Origin of the sequence: Bacillus sp. (in: firmicutes), from assembly GCA_012842745.1 — a bacterium.
Taxonomy (GTDB): Bacteria; Bacillota; Bacilli; order Bacillales; family Bacillaceae_J; genus Schinkia.
The window spans coordinates 109,099-128,948 of the sequence record DUSF01000035.1; the positions used below are offsets into that span (position 1 = coordinate 109,099).

Annotated in this window: 26 protein-coding genes; 25 read left to right on the forward strand and 1 reads right to left on the reverse strand. The window is 36.5% G+C overall.

Translation table 11 applies throughout. From position 1 onward, the window contains the following. Positions 1–44 precede the first annotated feature (44 nt). The 5 genes from GX497_05570 (at position 45) to GX497_05590 (ending at position 3,150) form a co-directional block, all read left to right on the forward strand. Positions 45–275 (forward strand): hypothetical protein, encoded by a 231-nt coding sequence (locus GX497_05570; protein ID HHY72682.1) that lies wholly within the window; start codon positions 45–47, stop codon positions 273–275. Between the two features lie 2 nt (positions 276–277). Beyond that, positions 278–883: an HNH endonuclease gene (locus GX497_05575; GenBank protein HHY72683.1), complete on the forward strand. Its 606-nt coding sequence runs from the start codon at positions 278–280 to the stop codon at positions 881–883. Between the two features lie 6 nt (positions 884–889). Then, positions 890–1,072 carry a hypothetical protein gene (locus GX497_05580; protein HHY72684.1) on the forward strand — a complete coding sequence of 61 codons (183 nt, stop codon included), beginning with the start codon at positions 890–892 and terminating at the stop codon, positions 1,070–1,072. Between the two features lie 204 nt (positions 1,073–1,276). After that, on the forward strand, positions 1,277–1,462 hold the full coding sequence (locus tag GX497_05585) for a hypothetical protein (GenBank protein HHY72685.1): 186 nt from the start codon (positions 1,277–1,279) through the stop codon (positions 1,460–1,462). Continuing rightward, the gene (locus GX497_05590; GenBank protein ID HHY72686.1) at positions 1,462–3,150 is read left to right on the forward strand and encodes a hypothetical protein; all 1,689 of its coding nucleotides are present in this window, start codon (positions 1,462–1,464) and stop codon (positions 3,148–3,150) included. Before GX497_05585 ends, GX497_05590 begins: the two co-directional genes overlap by 1 nt. Here GX497_05590 and GX497_05595 read toward each other — a convergent pair. Then, positions 3,147–3,383 (reverse strand): hypothetical protein, encoded by a 237-nt coding sequence (locus GX497_05595; GenBank protein ID HHY72687.1) that lies wholly within the window; start codon positions 3,381–3,383, stop codon positions 3,147–3,149. The genes GX497_05590 and GX497_05595 overlap by 4 nt on opposite strands. Before the next feature lie 58 nt (positions 3,384–3,441). On the opposite strand from GX497_05595, the gene GX497_05600 reads away from it, so the two are divergent. From GX497_05600 to GX497_05695, 20 genes are all read left to right on the forward strand, one after another. Further along, entirely contained in the window at positions 3,442–5,307 is a 1,866-nt protein-coding gene (locus tag GX497_05600) for a DNA primase (GenBank protein ID HHY72688.1), read from the forward strand. A gap of 479 nt (positions 5,308–5,786) precedes the next feature. Further along, positions 5,787–6,182, forward strand: a complete 396-nt coding sequence (locus GX497_05605) for a hypothetical protein (GenBank protein ID HHY72689.1) — start codon at positions 5,787–5,789, stop codon at positions 6,180–6,182. Between the two features lie 563 nt (positions 6,183–6,745). Continuing rightward, positions 6,746–6,958 (forward strand): DNA-binding protein, encoded by a 213-nt coding sequence (locus tag GX497_05610; GenBank protein ID HHY72690.1) that lies wholly within the window; start codon positions 6,746–6,748, stop codon positions 6,956–6,958. A gap of 45 nt (positions 6,959–7,003) precedes the next feature. After that, positions 7,004–7,330, forward strand: coding sequence for an HNH endonuclease (locus GX497_05615; GenBank protein ID HHY72691.1), 327 nt, complete (start codon positions 7,004–7,006; stop codon positions 7,328–7,330). Positions 7,331–7,453: 123 nt separating this feature from the next. Further along, positions 7,454–7,786 carry a terminase gene (locus GX497_05620; protein ID HHY72692.1) on the forward strand — a complete coding sequence of 111 codons (333 nt, stop codon included), beginning with the start codon at positions 7,454–7,456 and terminating at the stop codon, positions 7,784–7,786. Further along, positions 7,783–9,495, forward strand: coding sequence for a terminase large subunit (locus GX497_05625; GenBank protein HHY72693.1), 1,713 nt, complete (start codon positions 7,783–7,785; stop codon positions 9,493–9,495). The genes GX497_05620 and GX497_05625 overlap by 4 nt, the downstream gene beginning before the upstream one ends. 21 nt (positions 9,496–9,516) lie before the next feature. Next, entirely contained in the window at positions 9,517–10,659 is a 1,143-nt protein-coding gene (locus GX497_05630) for a phage portal protein (protein HHY72694.1), read from the forward strand. A gap of 5 nt (positions 10,660–10,664) precedes the next feature. Next, positions 10,665–11,450 carry a Clp protease ClpP gene (locus GX497_05635; GenBank protein ID HHY72695.1) on the forward strand — a complete coding sequence of 262 codons (786 nt, stop codon included), beginning with the start codon at positions 10,665–10,667 and terminating at the stop codon, positions 11,448–11,450. A gap of 7 nt (positions 11,451–11,457) precedes the next feature. Next, positions 11,458–12,615, forward strand: a complete 1,158-nt coding sequence (locus GX497_05640; protein HHY72696.1) for a phage major capsid protein — start codon at positions 11,458–11,460, stop codon at positions 12,613–12,615. A 34-nt stretch (positions 12,616–12,649) separates the two neighbouring features. Next, positions 12,650–13,009: a hypothetical protein gene (locus GX497_05645; GenBank protein HHY72697.1), complete on the forward strand. Its 360-nt coding sequence runs from the start codon at positions 12,650–12,652 to the stop codon at positions 13,007–13,009. Beyond that, positions 12,990–13,301 carry a hypothetical protein gene (locus tag GX497_05650; GenBank protein HHY72698.1) on the forward strand — a complete coding sequence of 104 codons (312 nt, stop codon included), beginning with the start codon at positions 12,990–12,992 and terminating at the stop codon, positions 13,299–13,301. Before GX497_05645 ends, GX497_05650 begins: the two co-directional genes overlap by 20 nt. Then, positions 13,288–13,635, forward strand: coding sequence for a phage head closure protein (locus GX497_05655; GenBank protein HHY72699.1), 348 nt, complete (start codon positions 13,288–13,290; stop codon positions 13,633–13,635). The genes GX497_05650 and GX497_05655 overlap by 14 nt, the downstream gene beginning before the upstream one ends. Beyond that, positions 13,636–14,088 carry a hypothetical protein gene (locus GX497_05660; GenBank protein HHY72700.1) on the forward strand — a complete coding sequence of 151 codons (453 nt, stop codon included), beginning with the start codon at positions 13,636–13,638 and terminating at the stop codon, positions 14,086–14,088. Then, complete coding sequence (locus GX497_05665; protein HHY72701.1) at positions 14,085–14,459, forward strand: hypothetical protein; 375 nt, start codon at positions 14,085–14,087, stop codon at positions 14,457–14,459. Before GX497_05660 ends, GX497_05665 begins: the two co-directional genes overlap by 4 nt. Further along, positions 14,456–15,058 carry a hypothetical protein gene (locus GX497_05670; protein HHY72702.1) on the forward strand — a complete coding sequence of 201 codons (603 nt, stop codon included), beginning with the start codon at positions 14,456–14,458 and terminating at the stop codon, positions 15,056–15,058. Before GX497_05665 ends, GX497_05670 begins: the two co-directional genes overlap by 4 nt. Positions 15,059–15,099: 41 nt before the next feature. Then, entirely contained in the window at positions 15,100–15,408 is a 309-nt protein-coding gene (locus GX497_05675; protein ID HHY72703.1) for a hypothetical protein, read from the forward strand. A gap of 158 nt (positions 15,409–15,566) precedes the next feature. Next, positions 15,567–15,704: a hypothetical protein gene (locus GX497_05680; protein ID HHY72704.1), complete on the forward strand. Its 138-nt coding sequence runs from the start codon at positions 15,567–15,569 to the stop codon at positions 15,702–15,704. Between the two features lie 34 nt (positions 15,705–15,738). Next, complete coding sequence (locus GX497_05685; GenBank protein ID HHY72705.1) at positions 15,739–18,012, forward strand: phage tail tape measure protein; 2,274 nt, start codon at positions 15,739–15,741, stop codon at positions 18,010–18,012. Continuing rightward, a complete protein-coding gene (locus GX497_05690) occupies positions 18,012–18,824 on the forward strand; it encodes a phage tail family protein (GenBank protein HHY72706.1) in 813 nt (270 codons plus the stop codon). The genes GX497_05685 and GX497_05690 overlap by 1 nt, the downstream gene beginning before the upstream one ends. A gap of 12 nt (positions 18,825–18,836) precedes the next feature. Next, positions 18,837–19,835 (forward strand): hypothetical protein, encoded by a 999-nt coding sequence (locus GX497_05695; GenBank protein ID HHY72707.1) that lies wholly within the window; start codon positions 18,837–18,839, stop codon positions 19,833–19,835. Positions 19,836–19,850 lie beyond the last annotated feature (15 nt).

The following is a 19,850-nucleotide window of genomic DNA, read 5'->3' on the forward strand; positions in this document are numbered from 1 at the left end:
GAAATATTTGGGTTAAAAATGGATTTTTGAAAGGGTGATTATAAATGAAAAACACATTGGGTGATTTACAAAATCATTTATTTGCGCAGCTAGAGCGATTAGGGGATGAAGAACTAGTTGGTGATAGGTTAGCAGAAGAAATTAACAGGGCAAAAGCAGTTACTGATGTTGCAACTCAAATTATCGCAAACGGTACTTTAGTATTAAAAGCAAAAACTGCGTATGAGGAAAACATTGCAGCTAATGCGGTGAAACCCAAAATGCTGGAGGGGTAAAGGTGGCCCATAAATATACAGAAGAACAAGCTGAATTTATTCGTAAAAATGTTAAAGGTATAACCAGTAATGAGTTAACCAAGAAATTTAATGAGCATTTTGGATTGAATATAGAAGTCCGAAAAATACGAGATTTCATGAAAAATCACGGATTGACTAATGGGGTAAATAGTCAATTTAAACCAGGTCAAACTCCTGCCAATAAAGGAACAAAAGGTTTATACAATGTCGGAGGTAATAGTACTTCATTTAAAAAAGGTCAAAGGCCAAAAAATTATAAGCCAGTAGGTACTGAACGTGTAGATCGAGACGGCTATGTCCTAATAAAAGTATCTGACGAAGGGGCATGGCATGAACGATGGAGACTAAAGCAAGTTGTTGTTTGGGAAGAAGCAAACGGACCAATACCAAAAGGTCACTGTTTGTTGTTCCTAGATGGAAATAAACAAAACGTGTCATTAGATAATTTGCAATTAATTACTCGTGGACAACTTGCACGATTAAATCAAAATAAATTAATTACAGATAATGCCGAACTAACAAAAACGGGCATTATCATCGCAGACATATATGGAAAAATTGGTCAACGTAAGAAAAAGAAGGTGTGATATTTAATGAATAAATGTTCGTTTTGCGGTAGAGAAAGTGAATCACCGACGAAGGTTGTTGGCGGTTACACCATTTTAGAATGTTGTGCCGATTGCGAAAATGAAATTGAATATTTAATAAAAAAGGTGATACAAATGAGCTTTCTATTGTTTAATTTACTTTTGTATTTTTTAGTAACAATGTTTTGAACATTGCTACTAACCGTCGTACTACTTCTTTTTAAAGTACGATCGGAACTTAAGTAAAATTCCTTTGAGTGAAATTTTTATTTCAAGATTCACTCCGCAGCTCATTTGCACCACCGCCTTTATTAAATATTCAATTTTTCAAATATAGTTTAGACACAACTTTTCTTAAATATACACATGGTTATTAATAAAGAAGGTGATTTCATGAAATGTCCAATATGCAACGGCAAAACGAAAGTTTTAAACAGTCGTGTAAATGGAAAAGGCATTCGCAGGTATCGTGAATGTCTCGAGTGCCTTACTCGTTTTCATACGAATGAAACCATTGACATTCATTCGCTCGATCCTTATTTACGAGGTTATGTATTGAGGAAAACAGGTGATATGTAATGCTCTTTTATGACTTTGAAGTGTTTAAATATGATTGGCTAGTTGTCATTACTGATACGGATACAAAAAGTGAACACGTTTTTGTAAATAATGCGCAAGCTTTAATTGAGTACTACAACGAGCATAAAAATGACATTTGGGTAGGTTACAATAGCCGACACTATGACCAATACATTTTGAAAGGCATTGTATGTGGATTCAAGCCGCAGGAAGTAAATGAATGGATTATTGTCAAGAAAGAACCAGGATGGAAGTTTTACAAAGACTTCTGGAAGATACAACTTTTCAATTACGATGTCATGACCAATAAATTACGATCACTCAAGCAGCTGGAAGGTTTCATGGGCCATGACATAAGAGAATCATCCGTGTCATTTGATACTGACCGTAATTTAACAGATTCCGAGATTCAAGAAGTCATTAAATACTGCCGACACGATGTTCATGAGGCCATGCACATATTTATGGAAAACTTGGAGGAATTTGAATCGCAAATTGAGCTTCTAAAAATGTTCAATCTACCTTTACGTAATATCTCAAAAACAAAAGCTCAATTGTCGGCAACTATTTTAGATGCAAAACAACCATTATTTCCGAGGGACGATGAATTTAATTTCTCGTTCCCTCCAACACTACGCATCGATAAATATACGGAAGTCCTAGATTTTTATAAAGAAAATAAGGATTATAAAAAAGTTTTAGAAATTGATGTCGCAGGTGTACCGCACTTGTTCGCTTGGGGTGGAGTCCATGGTGCAAGAAATAACTACATTGGCACTGGTCATTTTATCAATATAGATGTTGCGTCATATTATCCTGCCCTGATGATTGAATACGGATACTTGTCCAGGAACGTTAAAAATCCTGAAAAATTCCGAGAAATCAGGGATAGACGTTTAGAATATAAAGCAGCTAAAGATAAGCGCCAGGCACCTTTAAAAATAGTCATAAATGGAACTTTTGGAGCAATGAAGGATAAATATAACGGACTATATGACCCATTAATGGCCAACAATGTTTGTATTGGCGGGCAAGTTTTATTGTTGGACTTAATTGAGAAGTTAGAGCCTTACTGTACACTTATTCAAGCAAATACCGATGGGGTCCTGGTTAAATTACATCACTATAATGACTACGAGTTAATTGATGATATTTGCTACGAGTGGGAACAACGGACCAAGATGGAACTTGAATTTGAGGAGTTTGTCAAAGTCATCCAAAAAGACGTTAATAATTACATCGTTGTAGACGCTGATGGGAAGTACAAGTCTAAAGGATCATATGTTAAAAAATTAAACAACTTAGATTACGATTTACCAATCGTGAATGAAGCAATTGTAAATTATTTTGTTAAAGGCATCGATCCTGAAGATACAATTGCCAGTTGTACGGACTTAGTTAAATTTCAAAAAATCGTAAAAGTAAGTGGTAAATATGATTATGCGGTCTATGGAAATAAACGAATGAATGAAAAAGTGTTTCGGGTGTTTGCGAGCTTAGACAAAAATGATAAGGAGCTGCGGAAAGTAAAAGATGGGCTTGCTGAAAAAATAGCATATGTTCCTGAACACTGTTTCATTATCAATGATGATGTGAACGTGATGGAAATACCGAGTAAGTTAGACCATTGGTGGTATTTAGAATTGGCAAAGAAGAGAATTAATGATTTTTATGGGGATGAGTATTAATTTGAGTTCTTTTCGTGGGAATATTCCATTACCTTTAATAAATGTTCTATTCCAAGTAAAAAAGTCAGTATTAAAGTAGCTTTTAATAGGCTGTCATCAATAGATTTCAAGAAATCAATGATGCTTTCAGTTTTTTCAACATCTCTAGCTAAATATTGAATTGTTAAAAATGTTCCAGTAAACAGATAAAATATACCTTTAACTCCTTGAATAAATCTAGAAATTCTTAACAAATAAAACACATCCAATCTAACTTTTTATACCATTCTATCATGAAAGTAGGTGATTAACATTTATAAAGGCTACCTGAAAGGTTTCGGAAAACATGCGGCAACCAGTTTTAAAGATGGTGCTAAGTTACTATCCTATCATACTGCCAGAAAAGAAGATTCCTATGTTGGTATTTTGGAAGATGACTACATTATGGTTGATGTTGATGATATCGATGCAGCTGATATATTACTAGACATAGTAGATGATAAAAATATTCAATGCTCAGTCCTGGAAACCGATAATGGATATCATTTTTACTTCAAAGGTTATGACATAACGGCAAATAAAATTAAGTGGTATTCCAACATAGGGTTACTTTGTGATTATAAGTTAGGTATTAAAAATACCGCGGATCCACTCAAAATTAATGGCAAAACAAGAAAATGGATTCGAAAAGCTGACAATCATGAACCGTTGCCAGTGTGGTTATATCCATATAGTAATAAAAATCCTAACCTAACAAAGTTAACTGAAGGTGACGGCCGGAACGATAAATTATTTACCTACATTTTAAAAATGCAGTCTCAAGGAATGGCAAAAAAGGATATAAAAGATACCATATTCATCATTAACAAATACATCCTAGAAGAGCCAGTGGAACAACGTGAACTAGATATTATTCTTCGTGATGAAGCATTCATGAAAGAGTCTTTTTTTATAAAAGGCTCTTTCCAACACGAAAAGTTCGGTGATTTTCTTATAAATGAGCATCATATTTGTAAAATAGCTAACGTACTGCACATTTACCAAGATGGTGTATACAGTGATAAACAGGAATACATTGAGGGCGCCATGATTAAGCATATTCCCAATCTCAAACGTATGCAGCGTCAAGAAACATTGGCATACTTACAACTGAAAGCGAAAGAAAAAAACTTCTCATCTACCAAATATGTGCCAGTTAAAAACGGAGTATTTAATTTGGAAACATGGGAATTAGAAGATTTTTCACCTGATATTATCACAAGAAATAAAATACCAGTCGCTTACATAAAGGATGCCTACTATGATGTGACTGATAAAACATTATCAAAGCTGGCTGTAAATGACAAAAAAATACGGGCAATTTTAGAAGAAATCTTGGGTTATATTTTATTCCGCCGTAATGAATTTGCAGCAATGTTTGTACTAACTGGGGGTGGAAGTAATGGAAAATCGTCATTTTTAAAGATAATTCGTGAACTAGTAGGTTCGGAAAATACATCTTCACTTGACTTGAAAGAGCTAGACCAGCGATTTAAAACCGCCGAACTGTTTGGAAAGTTAGTTAATATTGGTGATGATATCGATAAGGCATATATTAAAAGTACAGGCGTGTTGAAAAAACTCTCTACTGGTGAAGCATTAAACGTTGAGCGAAAAGGAAAGGATCCATTCGATTTTACGAATTATGCAAAACTCATTTTCTCAGCTAATGAAATGCCGCGTATTAATGATTATTCAGATGGGTTGGGCAGACGGTTGCAGATTGTCCCATTCAAAGCAAAATTCAGCGCAAATGATGATGATTTTGACCCCTTTATTACTGATAAATTACTGTCAGATGAATCTATGCAGTATGTACTTAATTTAGCGTTAAATGCGCTGAAGCGATTACTTAAAAACAAACAGTTTACGAAATCGAAACTAGTCGAACGGGAAATGGAAAAATACCAGGAAGAAAATAATCCGATTATTAGTTTTATCAATAATGAAGAGGTTGATTTGGAACGTGCAGTCGTCAAAGATGTCTATGATATGTACAGATTGTATTGTTCTGACAATGGGTATCAAGCAGTATCATTGGCAAAGTTTAGTAGTCAAATAAGACAATTATATGGGTATATTTCAGATTCAAAATATGTTGATGGAAAATCTAAAAGAATTTATGTAAAAGAAGAATGATTTTTGCGTTTTCCCAAAGTTGTGAAATAAAAATGGTCATGAAAATGGCTAAAATTTTGACCGTTTTTTGGTCAAATACTTTTTTTTAACCATTGATATAACTGAATCTGTCAAAACGTCATGACCGAAATTTGGTCAAAAAATCACCTATTTTCGTGACAATTTTGACGGTTTTTATGTAAAAAACATCTTAAGTCTGTGAGGTTGTGAGGAATGTGTGAGGTCTGTAAGTATTGACATATAAGGGTTTGTTTAGTTCTCACAGGCCTCACAGATAAAATCACCTTCTTAAATAATTTATATATAAATAAATAAAAAATTAATTCTATATAAAGAAAAATAGGGGGTAAACCTGTGAGAAAATACCCAATATGGGTATGATGAAACCAATCATATCAAGGCTTTGAGTGTCTCACAGGTTTGAAGTATTACTGTGAGGAGTCTGTGAGAAATTTTGTGAAATAAGGCAGGTGAGCATGTTGTATGAATGGCTGAAAGAGTATCAGAGATTAGAAGAAGAAATTGTTTACTTAGAATTTGAATTGACACGAAATAAAAGGGAATTACGAAGATGGATTCAAGGTGATTTGCGAAATGTTAAATTAGACCGTGAATCAATTGCGGCTAATCTTGAAGAAGTCATTGTCAATATTGAATATGAATTAGCACATAAAATGAATGATTTATATGATGCCAAAAAGCTAATTAGTAAATTTAAAGGTTTAGAAAATAAAATATTATTTAAAAAATATGTTGAAGGAAAAACGTTAACTGAAGCTGCTTATGAGCTAGGATATACACCAGGATATATTTACAACAAACATGCTCAAATTATTAAAATGATTGATTTTGCACTTCACATAAACTTAACTTAAGCTTGTGCCATAGAAAGTATTGAAAATCCGATTTATATTAATAGCATAGAATTCTATCAAAAAAAGACATCATCACGACTTATTGAGATGGTGTCTTTTTAAATATAAAAATACAACAACCTATCTTCCTTGTTGACATATGTAAATATAAGTGTTAAAATAAGGATATACAAAGAAGGGAGGTGTAAGGGTGGATGTGATAGAACTTATTAGAAATCTCGTTCTAATAGCGGCAGGACTAGTTAGTATCTATAAGGACTTGACGTTAATCAGAGAGAAGAAGAACGAGAAAAAGAAAAAGCGCTCCACGAAGAAGCGCAAGTAACCATAACAGGGAGAACAATCTCCCTGACCATAATAACAGTATATCACATTCTCCCTAAAATTATGAAAAAATTCATGAGTGCCTTTTCAAGTTCGGACGGTTTGCTTATTATTATTTTCTTTTTGTTCTTAGCTGATTTAGATTTCAGTAGCATGACGGTATTAAGCTGGATTACTTTAGTAACATTATCAATCGCAATGGTGGTGATCGTGTGGAAAGCAATCTACATGGGCAAGAATTGATATTCAAAACCGTTGATGAGTTTAAGGCTTACATTGCAAACGAGGTAGTGAATACTGCAGAAGCATCTGAAATATTAGAATGTTCGAGGCAGAATATTAGCCAACTTGTTAAGTATGGCACACTTGTACCAATTAAGGCATTTGCTAGGGATTCGATTTTTTTAAGAAGCGAGATTGAACAACATAAATTGAAGATGAGGAAGAAGTGATGGCGTCACCAATAGAGGTGGTGCTTTTTTATTGGTGGTGTGAATATGAAGCAATACAAAACATACGAACAAAAAAGGACTTTCTACAAGAGTTCAGGCTGGGAAAAACTAAGACAGGAAGCTTTGAAACGCGACAACTATGAATGCAAAGAATGTAAGCGTCTTGGTCATGTACATGTTGACTCGAAAAAAATAGATGGTGAGCGCAAGTCAATTGAGTTGAACGTTGACCATATCAAAGAGATTGAAACTCATCCGGAGTTAGCTCTCGAACTTGATAATCTACAGACGCTGTGTATTCGTCACCACAATGAGAAGCATGGTCGATTTTCTAAAAAAGAAAACAAATGGACTCATGACGAAAGATGGTAGGTACCCCCCGTCAAAAAATTTTGTGAAAATGAAAAACCATGGGGACCGTAGGTGGGGTCAACTCTCTGAAAATATTTAAAATAAGACATTCACATTAGGGGGATGTATAGTGGGGAGGGGCAAATGAGAAAGGTAAATCTAGCAAAACTGAAAAAGCAATTATTAGCACGAATTGATACTGAAGATTTATTGGAAGTGAAAAAAGTAAATGATTTAATTCGTCTGCATGAATTGGATGCAGCGTGCGATGAAGCAATTGCACGTGATGGTGTAAGTATTGTCATCGAGAACGGTTCACAGAAATTTATAAAGAGTCATCCCAGTATGAATGAAAAAATGAAAATTAATGCTCAAAAAATCGCACTGGAGAAATCAATAAAATTTAAATTAAAGGCGGCCCCTGCCCCAGCAGCATCTTCTGTGAAAAGTAAACCGAAACGTGGTAGTTTACTTTGATTAGTTATCCATACATCGAAGAATATATTCACCAGTGGCGAGAAGGTAAAATTATTTTAAATAAGCGACGGATAAAACTACTTGAATTGATAGGGCGAGACATATTAACTGCCGATGACATGTATTTTGATAGTGAGCAAATTGAGAATTATATTGCTTTTACCGAGAAGTATTATTTTCCACTCACACTAACACAAAAATTCAAAACTTGTTTCATTTTCCTATATTACAAAGACGGCTCTTTGGTATTCGATGAACATTTAGACTATGAAGGTCGTGGCGGTGGTAAGACTGGACGTATTTCTACACTAGCAAATTATTTCATTAGCGAGTTGCATGGTATTGATAATTATAATGTATCTGTTGTGGCAAACAGTGAAAAACAAGCTAAAATGTCCTTTACAGAAGTTTTTAACACGATTGATAAAGACGACAGAATGAAAGAACATTTTTATCACAAAAAGGCATTAATTGAGTCTCGTATCACAAAATCAGTGTTTCAATATCATACGTCCAATGCAAATACAAAAGATGGTTTGCGTGATGGCTGTGTAATTTTTGAGGAAATTCATCAATATGAAAATTCCTCCACAGTTGATGTGTTTACCTCTGGTCTAGGTAAAGTATCAAATCCAAGAATCTTTTATGTTGGTTCGGATGGTTACGTTCGTGAAGGCTTTTTAGATAAATTGCTAGAACGAGCTGACAATATTCTAGACGGCCATGTAAGTATTCGTGAAGATGGATTATTTCCGTTCATGTGCTGTTTGGATGAAGAGGAAGAAATGCATAATTCGGAAATGTGGCAGAAAGCAAATTCGCAATTTCATCCACCATTAACAAGTTATGCGAAAACGCTGCTAAGAACTGTGATGAAACAGTATAACAAGTTAGAACATAATCCAGACGGTTATGAAGAGTTTGTTACAAAACGTATGAACTTACCAAAAGTAAATTTAGAGAAAAGTGTAACGTCATGGAAAAAAATCAAGGCGACAAATCAAGATTATGATTTAGAGGAATTAAGAAAACGTGAATGTATTGGCTCATTAGACTATGCTTCCGTTCGCGACTTCGTTTCAATGGGATTGTTATTTTTAAGAAATGACAATTTCTTTATACCTAGAGAACTGACACATTCGTATGTTTGCAAGCCATTTGCGGACAAGCATTATGCGTATAGTAAGAAAAAGGCTGAAAACAACAATAAGAAGGACCATCGTAAATTCGCACCGATACGCGAATGGGAAAACGATGGTCTTTTGTCTGTCCTAGACATTGAAACGATGGATCCGCACTTTGTTGTTAAATGGTTTGTCGATAGGCGAGATGAAGGTTGGAACATTAAAAAGATTATTGGGGATAACTTCAAAATGGATATTCTTAGACCATTATTTGAAGCTGCTGGCTTTGAAGTTGAAGTTATACGGAACCCAGATGCTGCAAGTGGATTGTTAGCTCCACGTATCGAAATAGCTTTCGAGAATGAACAGGTCATATTTGGCGATAACCCTCTTATGCGATGGTACACAAATAATGTCCTAGTTAAGCGACTTCCTAACGGCAATAAGGTTTATCGAAAGAAGGAAGAAGTAAAACGAAAGACGGATGGTTTCATGATGTTTCTTTATGGTGTGTGGGCATCAAGAGATTTGGATGATTATGATGTTTCGGATGCGTTAGATGCATTGGATGCACTCAATTTTTAGGGGAGGGGGTGAACATGTGAAATGGGATTTTTAGACACTGTATTAAGGCGAAACAAAGAATTAGATTCAATGTTTGATTTAGATTTATTTTCTGAACAAGTACCACATCGAGCTTACTTAAAAAATATGGCATTACAGACTTGTATAAATTTTATTAGTCGTACTATTAGCCAGTCTGATTTTAGATTTATGCAAAACGGAAAGCGCGAGTTAAACGATTGGCATTATCTTTTAAACGTCCGACCAAATACAGATCAGTCAGCTTCTGATTTTTGGCAGAGGTTTATTTATGAATTAATTAACGAGAATGAGGTCCTAGTCATCTTATCGGATAATAATGATTTGTTGATTGCAGATGATTTTACTCGAAATGAATACGCGGTTTATCCTGACGTTTTTACTGATGTTACAGTCAAAGACTATACATTCAAACGCTCGTTCAAAATGGATGAAGTGATTTACCTTAGCTACAACAATGAAAAACTGTCAAAGTTTATGGAAGGTATGTTTGATGACTTTGGCGATTTGTTTAGTCGGATGATTGAAACAAGTAAACGAGCCAATCAGATTCGAGGGACTGTTGATATTGATTCTACGCATTCACTAACCAAAGAAAATCAAACCAAGTTACAGAATTTTATCGATAAATTATTCAATGCATTTAAAAATAATCTAGTTGCCATCGTCCCCAAATTAAAAGGCTTTGATTATACTGAGGTTGCTAAAGGTGATGTCAACGGAAAATCCATTGAAGAGATAATTAAACTTAAGAAATCGTTAATTGATGACGTTGCTGATATTTTGGGTATTCCCAATGCGCTCATACATGGAGATCTCTCTGATTATGAGACTAGCATTAAAGCATATTTAAAATTTTGTATCAATCCTCTAAATAAAAAAATTGCTGATGAACTCAATGCGAAGTTGATTGAAAAAGAGGACTATTTAAAGGGCGATAAAATTCAAATACGTGGGATTGCAGAATTGAACCCTCTTGAAGTTGCTAATGCGGTTGATAAATTGCGAGCAAGCGGGGTTTATAACGGGAATGAAATCCGCGAGAAGTTAGGGGATGAACGGGTGGATAATCCATCATTGGATGAGTATGTGATTACGAAAAACTATCAATCTGCTAAATCTATGGAGGGAGGTGAGAGCAAGTGAGAAAAATGACTAAAGAAGATTTCTTCAAACAATTTAAGAATCAATCTTATGTGGAACAACTAAAGAACATTCCTCAAAAATTTAATGTCGTCCACAATGAAGAAACGAAAACTACTAATATCACAATCTATGGTGTCATCGGATATTCCTGGTGGGATGAAAGTTTTTCTGCTACAGATATCGACAATGCATTGAATGAAGCTGGAAGTAATGATATTGTCATTAACTTAAATAGTCCTGGCGGAGATGCCTTTGATGGAATTTCTATTTTCAATCGGTTAAAAAGGCATGAAGGTAAAGTAACTATCCATGTTGATGGATGGGCATGTTCAGCTGCATCTGTTATCGCAATGGCAGCGGATGAATTAATAATGGGGCTTGGTTCAATGATGATGATCCACGAAGCCAGTAACATTGTTTGGGGAACCAAAACCGATATGCGAAAAGAAGCCGATGTACTCGAGGAACTGGAAGAAGGTATCATCGATATTTACATGACTAAGGCCAATGTGAGTCGTGAAGATATTCGAGAAAAAATGGATGCTGAAACTTGGTTTAGTGCTAAAAAGGCCGTAGAAATTGGCTTTGCTAGTAAAGCAGAAGGTTCAGAAGCAGAGATACCACCAGAACCAAGTAATATTTTAAATGATGATCAGAAACGTCAAATTCTTAATGAATTAAACGGAATTTTAAAACCAAATAATCAAACGAAAGAACCTTCTTCCACTTCCACATCAACTGTGGAGGAAAATGAGAAAGGTTCTTTTAATTTACTAAAAAAATGGAGGTAACAAAATTATGGTTATGAAATTAAAAGGAAAGATGGAAAACTTTGAAGCTAAGAAGCAAGCGTACATGAATGTTATGAAAAATGAAAACTCAACTCCTGATCAACTGGAAACAGCATTTAACGAAATGTTCACAGCATTACAAGAAGATTTGTCTGAGCAAATTACTAACGAGGCTCGCAATGAAGTGCACGATGTACAAATTCTTTCTGCTCGTGGGCAAAATGTCCTTACATCGACAGAGAGAAAATTCTTTAATGAAGTTATTGCGAGTGGTGGCTTTGCTGAAGATACTATTCTGCCAGTAACGACTCAGGAACGAGTGTTTGAGGATTTAGTAGCAGAGCATCCATTGCTCAATGTTATTGGTTTAATGGATTTAGGAGCAGTAACTCGCTATATTTATTCAGATGCAAATAAGGCGTATGCTTGGGGCGCGTTGTTCGGTGAAATTAAAGGTAAAATTTCAGCAGCATTCCGTGAGGAGCAAATTGGTCAATTAAAACTTACTGCATTCGCAGTTATTCCAAAAGACATGCTTGAACTTGGTCCAGAATATGTTGAGCGTTATGTTCGTACAGTTTTAGTAGAATCTTATTCGGTTGGTTTGGAATATGGTCTTGTAAATGGACGTGGCCCATCTCAAAATGAGCCAATTGGCTTAATGAAAAATGTTGCTGAAAATGGAGCTGTCACTAATAAGACTCCAAGCGGTACTTTGACTTTTGCTCCTTCTGAGCGTGGCGAAGTAGTTGCTGGGGAACTTCATGACGTGATTAAATCTTTATCTGTAGATGCTAAAGGTAAATCTCGTAAGGTGCTAAACAAGGTGGTAATGCTTGTAAACCCAATTGATGCTATTTCCGTACAAGCTCGTAACACAATTCAAACTGCAAATGGGCAATGGGTAACAGCTCTTCCTTACAACATTCAAGTTGTGGAATCGGAAGAAATTCCAGCGAAAAAAGCATTATTCTTTGTAAAAGATGCCTACTTGGCCGCTATTGCTGGCGGTTATAAGATTAATAAATTTGACGAAACCTTGGCGATTGAAGATGCTCGTTTATATACTATGAAACAATTTGCTAATGGTAAACCAAAAGATAATAAAACTGCGCTGCTTTATGACTTAGACATTAAGTTTGCTACTTCAGTAGAGACTCCTTAATTTTAAGTGGTCTTTACTTTTTCAAGGAGGGATTGTGATGATTAAAGCGAAAGTTGTAAATTTATTCAAAGAAAAAGAGCACAATGACCATGTGTATAGCCCAGGTGATGTTTATCCAGCGGAAGGATACGAAGCTAACTCGGAACGCGTAAAGTTTCTTTCTCAAGTTCATCAGAAATATAAAAAGATATATTTAGCTGAAATCGAAGTTGATGAAGAAAACGATGAAGGTGAAGCAAAAAAACCAGAAGCGAAGGAACTTGCAGAACAAAACACTAACAAAAATGAATTTCCGAAACACACTGGCGGCGGCTGGTATATGTTAAGTAGTGGTGAAAAAGTACACGGCAAGGACGAAGCATTGGCAGCTGAAAATGCTTTACAAAAGGAGTAATCAGATGATTACTGCTGAAATCTTACAAGAATTTAAAGACAGAATGCACTTGGAAGATCATGAAGATGAGAATCTAAGACGGATCCTTTCAGCGTCTGTAATATCCTTAAAAAAGGCTTGCGGTGATTACGACATTAACGCTGACGAGGACTTTAAAGAACTTGTATTCGAACGCTCCCGGTACGTATACAACGATGCTTTAGAGTTTTTCGACAACAACTTTTTAAGTCGAATCAACAGCCTATCTCTAGCTAAGGCACTGGAAGAGAGTGACCAAGATGCAACCGTTTAAATATAAACCAAATTTAAGTAGCGGCGAATTTAGACACCGCATCATTTTTCAAAAACTAGATGAAACAGAAAACACCATGGGCGATGTTGTAAGCGAATGGGTTGAATATAAAAAAGCGTGGGCGAAAATCGTCACAGTTAAAGGTCGTGAATTTTTTGCGGCTGCCGCTGTGCAAAATGAAAACACTGTGCGCTTTATCATTCGATATGCTGAGGAAATTCACACGGACATGCGTATCATTTATAACAATCGCACGTTCGAAATTATCTCAGTTTTGAATGATGATGAATTAAATAAAACCCTTACCATCATGTGTAAGGAAGGTGTGAAGTAAATGGCGATGCCTAGATCAGTTACAAAAATTAAAAAAAACGGTGTCGAATTTATTTCAAATGTCGATAGAGCGAATTATACAATTAAGGAATTAACCAGGGCGGCCCTTCGAGATACCGCAAAATTTATCAGGAAACGTATGATTGAAAAAGAAAAGAAAATGCGAGGGATGAAACGTTCCAGGCGTTTATATCGCAGTACACAATACTGGGTAAGGCGAAAGGAAAGTGACTTGCAAATAGGATTTAAGCATGATTCTTGGTATGGTGCGCAAAGTGAATTGGGAACTAACAAACAACCTGCAAGGGGAATATTGCGAGGAACTGTTTACGAAAATATTGACCAAATACGCATTATTCAAGGTCAATATTTATCAGCGATTGAGGATGAGAACAGAGCGCGAGGACTTATCAGTGAGGAAGAATACGTTAGCCCGGATGGTGAAGAATCATGATTTATTTGCGAACTGAATTAATGAAATTGCTTAAAAAATACCATCCACGTATATATTTTCAAATTGCATCATCTAACGCAACAATGCCTTACATCGTTTATGACTTACCAAACTCTTTTGATAATGAACAACAAGAAATATTCACCTTTGATGTAGACATTTGGGACAACCGAACAGACACGACGGAATTAGAAACATTGGCGTCACTGCTGTGGAAGGAATTAAACTACTACAGACACGTTGATGAAAACATTCAATTTAGTATTTATCGCGAAAATAGACTTCCGCCACTTGATGAAAATGATAGAAGCATTAAAAGAAGGAAATTAATATTCCAATTAAAATGTTTTGATAGGAGGCTACTTGAATGAGTAAAAAAACATATAGCGGCTATACGGCTAAAACAGCAGAAAATTTACTTCTCGATGCAGGTGCTTTTTTTATTAACTACGACATGGAAAAAGATACCTTTGACACAGCCGTGGTGGCAAACAAATTGTTAGGTGCCACTCGAGGCGGCGGTAACTTTTCAGCAGTTCCAGAAATTAGAAGTATCGAAGTAGATGGGGTAAAGGGGAAAGCGAAAGGGCTACAAGTGATTGATAGTTGGGCAGTTAAGATGACAGCTAACGTACTTGAAGTGACGAAGGATGGTCTTGCCAAGGCGCTTACGGCAAGCGAAATCGACACTTCAACAAACGAAACATATGACATCATCAAAGCGAAAAATTTCATTGAATTAACTGATTATATTGAAAACATTACGTTTGTTGGGAAGAAATCAGGAACAACGGAGCCGGTTATTATTCAGATTTACAACGCATTAAACACAACCGGACTTTCACTTGAAACAAAAGACAAAGGCGAAGCCGTTATTGCCATGGAATTTGAGGGCCATTATGAAGATACGGATTTAGACAATCCACCGTTTGCGATTTTTTACCCAAAGGCCACACCAGCAGGGGCTTAATTAGTCCCTGTTTTTATTTTATATAAAAGGAGCGATATTTTATGTCTTACGCAATGCGGTCATTGAAAACGGCAGATATTTTTAAAATGAGTAAAATCCTAAAAAAAATGGATTTAAAAATCAAATTAGAAGAAGGTGCTTCACAAGCACAGGTTGGTGTGCAACTCATTCAAAGTATTCTTGAGAACGTGCACCAAGCTGAAGATGAAGTGAATGCTTTTCTAGCTGAATTAGTTGGACTAGAAGTAAAAGAATTTAGCGAACTGCCAATTGAGGATATGCTCGAAATCTTTAATCTCTTTAAAGAGCAAAAAGGAATTATCAATTTTTTAAAACTAGCAGGCAAATAGACCACATTGAAGTCTATGACCTGCTTTTTTCACGTTATGGAAATATTGATAGAATTTTAGATTTAGATATTGATGATGGTGAAAGTCTAATTATCAAAGCTTTTGAAAAACAAGCAGAGGAAAGGGCTTTTCAACTTTATACAGCGCGCTACTCATGGATGGATGAAGAAAGCTTCATTCCGTTTCATGAGTTTTTTAATCCGCAAAAATTAGCAGAGCAAGTTGAACAAAAATCAGAATCTGAAATCCTATCTGAAGTAAAAGAAATATTGGACTCCTGCAAAGGGGGCGATTGACATAGAAATTTTTAAATTATTTGGTAGTATCCTAGTGGACTCAACTGAAGCAGAAAGAAGTATTGCCGCAACAGAAAGCAAGTTTGAAAAACTAGGTGGCAAGCTTAGCGACATTGGTGGTAAAATAACCGGTTTTGGTAAAAGTCTTTCTTTAAAAGTAACTGCTCCCATTGTTGCTATTGGTTCGGCAGCCGTGAAAATGTCTATGGATCAAGAAACGGCATTCGCAAAAGTATCCACATTATTAACAGGATCATCGGCGGATTATGAAAAGTATAAAAAAGACATCAGAAGCGCATCATCTGAAATGGGTGTAGCCTTTGAGGATTATGCAGAATCTGTATATAGTTCGATATCAGCTGGACAGGATCAGGCCGATGCTATCGAATTTACGCGTAAGGCAGTTAAACTTGCGGGAGGCGGATTCACGGAAACATCAAAAGCTGTAGATGTAATGACAACAGCTTTAAATGCATACGGTCTATCGTCTGATAAAGCTACTAGCATTTCAGATATGCTTATCACTACCCAAAACTTAGGAAAAACGACCGTAGACGAGCTAGCATCATCTATGGGGGCTGTCATTCCTGTTGCTCAGGCTCAGAATGTTTCATTCGATCAATTGTCAGCTGGATATGCAGCATTAACGAAAAACGGTATCGCTACGGCTCAAACAGGAACATACATGAAAGCCATGTTTACCGAATTAGGTAAATCCGGATCAAAAGTGGACAAGATTTTAAGGCAAGAAACAGGTAAATCATTTTCTGAGCTTCAAGCAGAAGGGAAAAATGTTGGCGATGTCCTACAGATACTAAACCGACATGCCGAACAATCTGGATTGAAACTATCAGATTTATTTGGTTCTGTTCAAGCTGGTTCTGCTGCGCTTGTACTTGCTAAAGATGGTGGCGCAGAGTATCAAGAAATGCTTAAAGCTATGGGCGATTCAGCTGGGGCAACAGAAGAAGCTTTTAATAAGATGGCTGACACATCTGGTGATAAAGTACAAATCGCTGTGACTAAGATTAAAAATGCAATTGCGAGTCTTGGTGATGTTATACTACCAATTGTTGGAGATATTGCCGAAAAAGTTGGTAATCTTGTTACAAAGTTTGACGATATGTCACCAGCTACACAGAAGACGATCGTAGTTATCGCAGGGATAGCCGCAGCGATCGGTCCTGTACTTATTGTGATAGGTACCCTAATCTCCTCAATCGGCTCAATAGTTAAGGTAATCGCACCTGTAGTTGCAGCAGTTACAGAAATGGGTGGTATGATTGGGCTATTAACAAATCCTATCGGACTTGCTGTAGCGGCTATAGTAGCGATTGTTGCGGCGCTAGTATTGGCTTACAACAAAGTTGAGTGGTTCCGCAACGTGGTTGACACGGCTTGGAATCAAATTAAATCCTTTACTGAGGCAGCGTTTAAAGCAATTAGTGATACTATCTCAAAAATAGTAAAAGACGTTGTTGATTTTGTTAAGAGTCTACTTGATAAGTTTAAAGACTTTTGGAAAGAAAACGGCGATTTCATCTTGCAAATTGTTAAAAAATACACGGATGATACACTTTCGACTATTAAAATGGTCATGGGGTTAATTAAAGGTGTATTTGAGATTGTGTGGCCAATCATTTCCAACGTTGTAAAAGTTGCTTGGGAGTATATCAAATTAATAGTAAAAAATACAATTGATATTGTGTTAGGCATCATCCAAACAGGCATGAAGCTGATGCAGGGTGATTGGAAAGGTGCTTGGGAATCTATAAAAAATACAGCCCAAAACATTTGGAGAAACGTAGAACAGTTTTTCAAAAATATAAATCTTGTGCAAATTGGCAAGGACATAATACAAGGACTTATTAACGGCATAGGTTCTATGGCTTCCGCTGTTTGGGATAAAGCGAAATCTATAGCCGATGGTGTAACGAAAACAATCAAAGGTGCTTTGAAAATCGCATCACCATCAAAAGTTATGTTCCAGTTAGGTAAATGGACAGGCGAGGGCTTAGACGATGGACTTGGAAGCATGATTAATGCCATTAGCGGAACAGCTAATGACATGGCGATGGCGGCAATACCGAACATCGCACCGGTTAATGCATCTTTTGGAGGTCAATCTGGTACTATGCCATCTGTTCAAAACATTTCTGGCGGAACCGCATTTGGTTTTGCAGAGCAAACAATCATAGTACCTGTATATTTAGACGGATACGAGATTGCTAGAGCAACATATCCACACATCGACAACATGCAAGGTAATAACATAAATTCAAATAATCGCTACAACGGGGTGAGATAATGAGTATTGTTTTACAAGATTTAGTTGGCAATCGGTACAATTTAGAAGAGTACGGCATAAAATCTTTAGGACTTATTATCTCGTCTCCAAACCCGATTCACAACACAGAAAAAATTGAAGGCCGTCATGGTCATATCGATATGGGAACAACATTTGAAGGGCGCTCTTTAAAAGGGCGCTTTATGCTTAAAGCTAAAGATCGTCTTGACTATTTGCTTTTGCGTGATGAGATATTTGGATTATTTGATGGCCGGAAGTTTTTTTATTTAATCGAAACAGACCAACCGAAAAGGCGCTGGAAAGTAAAGACTGCATCGGCATATGACATTGAGCGAATAACGTCAAGAGTTGGTCAATTTGAAATACAGTTCATTTCGCCTTTGCCATTTGCTGAAAGCTTTGGAACAACACTTGCCCCGTTTGATTTTAATAACGAACTGTGGGCAGTCGGTCAAGGGGTAATTAGCGAAGATTTAAAATACGTTTATAACACTCCTAATTTTAGTATCTATAACGGTAGTGACGTTGAGATTGACCCGAGAGAGTTGCCGCTATTAATCACATTTAAAGGCGCATCGAGCAACTTAAAAATCACTAATAAAACTACTGGTGATGGTTGGAAATTAGCTGGCACGACAAACGCAAGTGACGTGATTGCTTTAAACGGTGTTAAGTCTTTAAAAAATGGTGTATCAATATTTGGCAACACAAACAGAAAAATATTATCGCTTGCAAAAGGCTTTAATAATTTTACAATCGAAGGTGCTAGTAACTTTGAAATAAAATTCGACTTTAGATTTTACAATTTTTAAGGTGGTGTTTTTATGCCATATCAACCTCTCGGAATTAACTTAAACAGAGAATATAGAAATAGTTTAAATGCACAACTTAAAGAGTTGTACGACAGATTAGCAAGTATTATCCCCGAGGCAGGCGATAGCAATATAGAAATCGTGGATGCCCGTATGGGCGTTGATGGAACGTCTAGAACAACGCTTGGCGATTTTATTAGAGAGTTGCAGCAAGAAATAATAGACTTGCAAGCGGGTGGAGGAGGTGGAAGCCAAGAACAAATTGACGATTTAGCACTAAGAGTAACCACTGTTGAAAACGACATTGCCACTCATGAAGTCGTCGCAGCATCAAAAACAAAACTTGGTCACGTAAAAGAAGGTCGCGGTATCAGTATTAACTCTAGCGGTACAATTGATGTTAATTTAGGTTCAGGTTTAGGTTTTGATGCAAACGGTAAAATCGCAGTAACAGAATGTGCAGGAGGAGGTATCCCTTCAGGTCTTATATCAATGTGGTCAGGTGCTATTTCAAGTATCCCAACAGGTTGGGCATTATGTAACGGTTCGAATGGTACACCTGACTTAAGAGATAGATTCATTGTAGGTGCAGGTAGCACATATGCAGTTGGAGCCACTGGTGGAGCAAGTACTATTGCATTGACTGCGGCACAACTACCTGCCCATACCCATGATAAAGGAACTTTAACTGTAGCATCAGATGGTGCACATACACACGCTCCAGGAACATTGACAACTAGTTCATCTGGTGCACACACGCACACTGTTACTCTTGACATAGTATATCAAACAGAGGTTGGAAGAGGTGATTATAGTGCTGCCTTTCCGGCGGGAAATAAAAACTTTACTACAAGTTCATCTGGGGCACACACACATACTATCTCAGGTGCTACCGCGAGTGGAGGAGCACATGCGCATGCTATCACTGGAGCTACTGCTAGTGTTGGTAGTGGACAATCACATGAAAATAGACCTCCGTATTATGCGTTGGCTTATATTATGAAGCTGTAAAGGTGTGTTATTAAT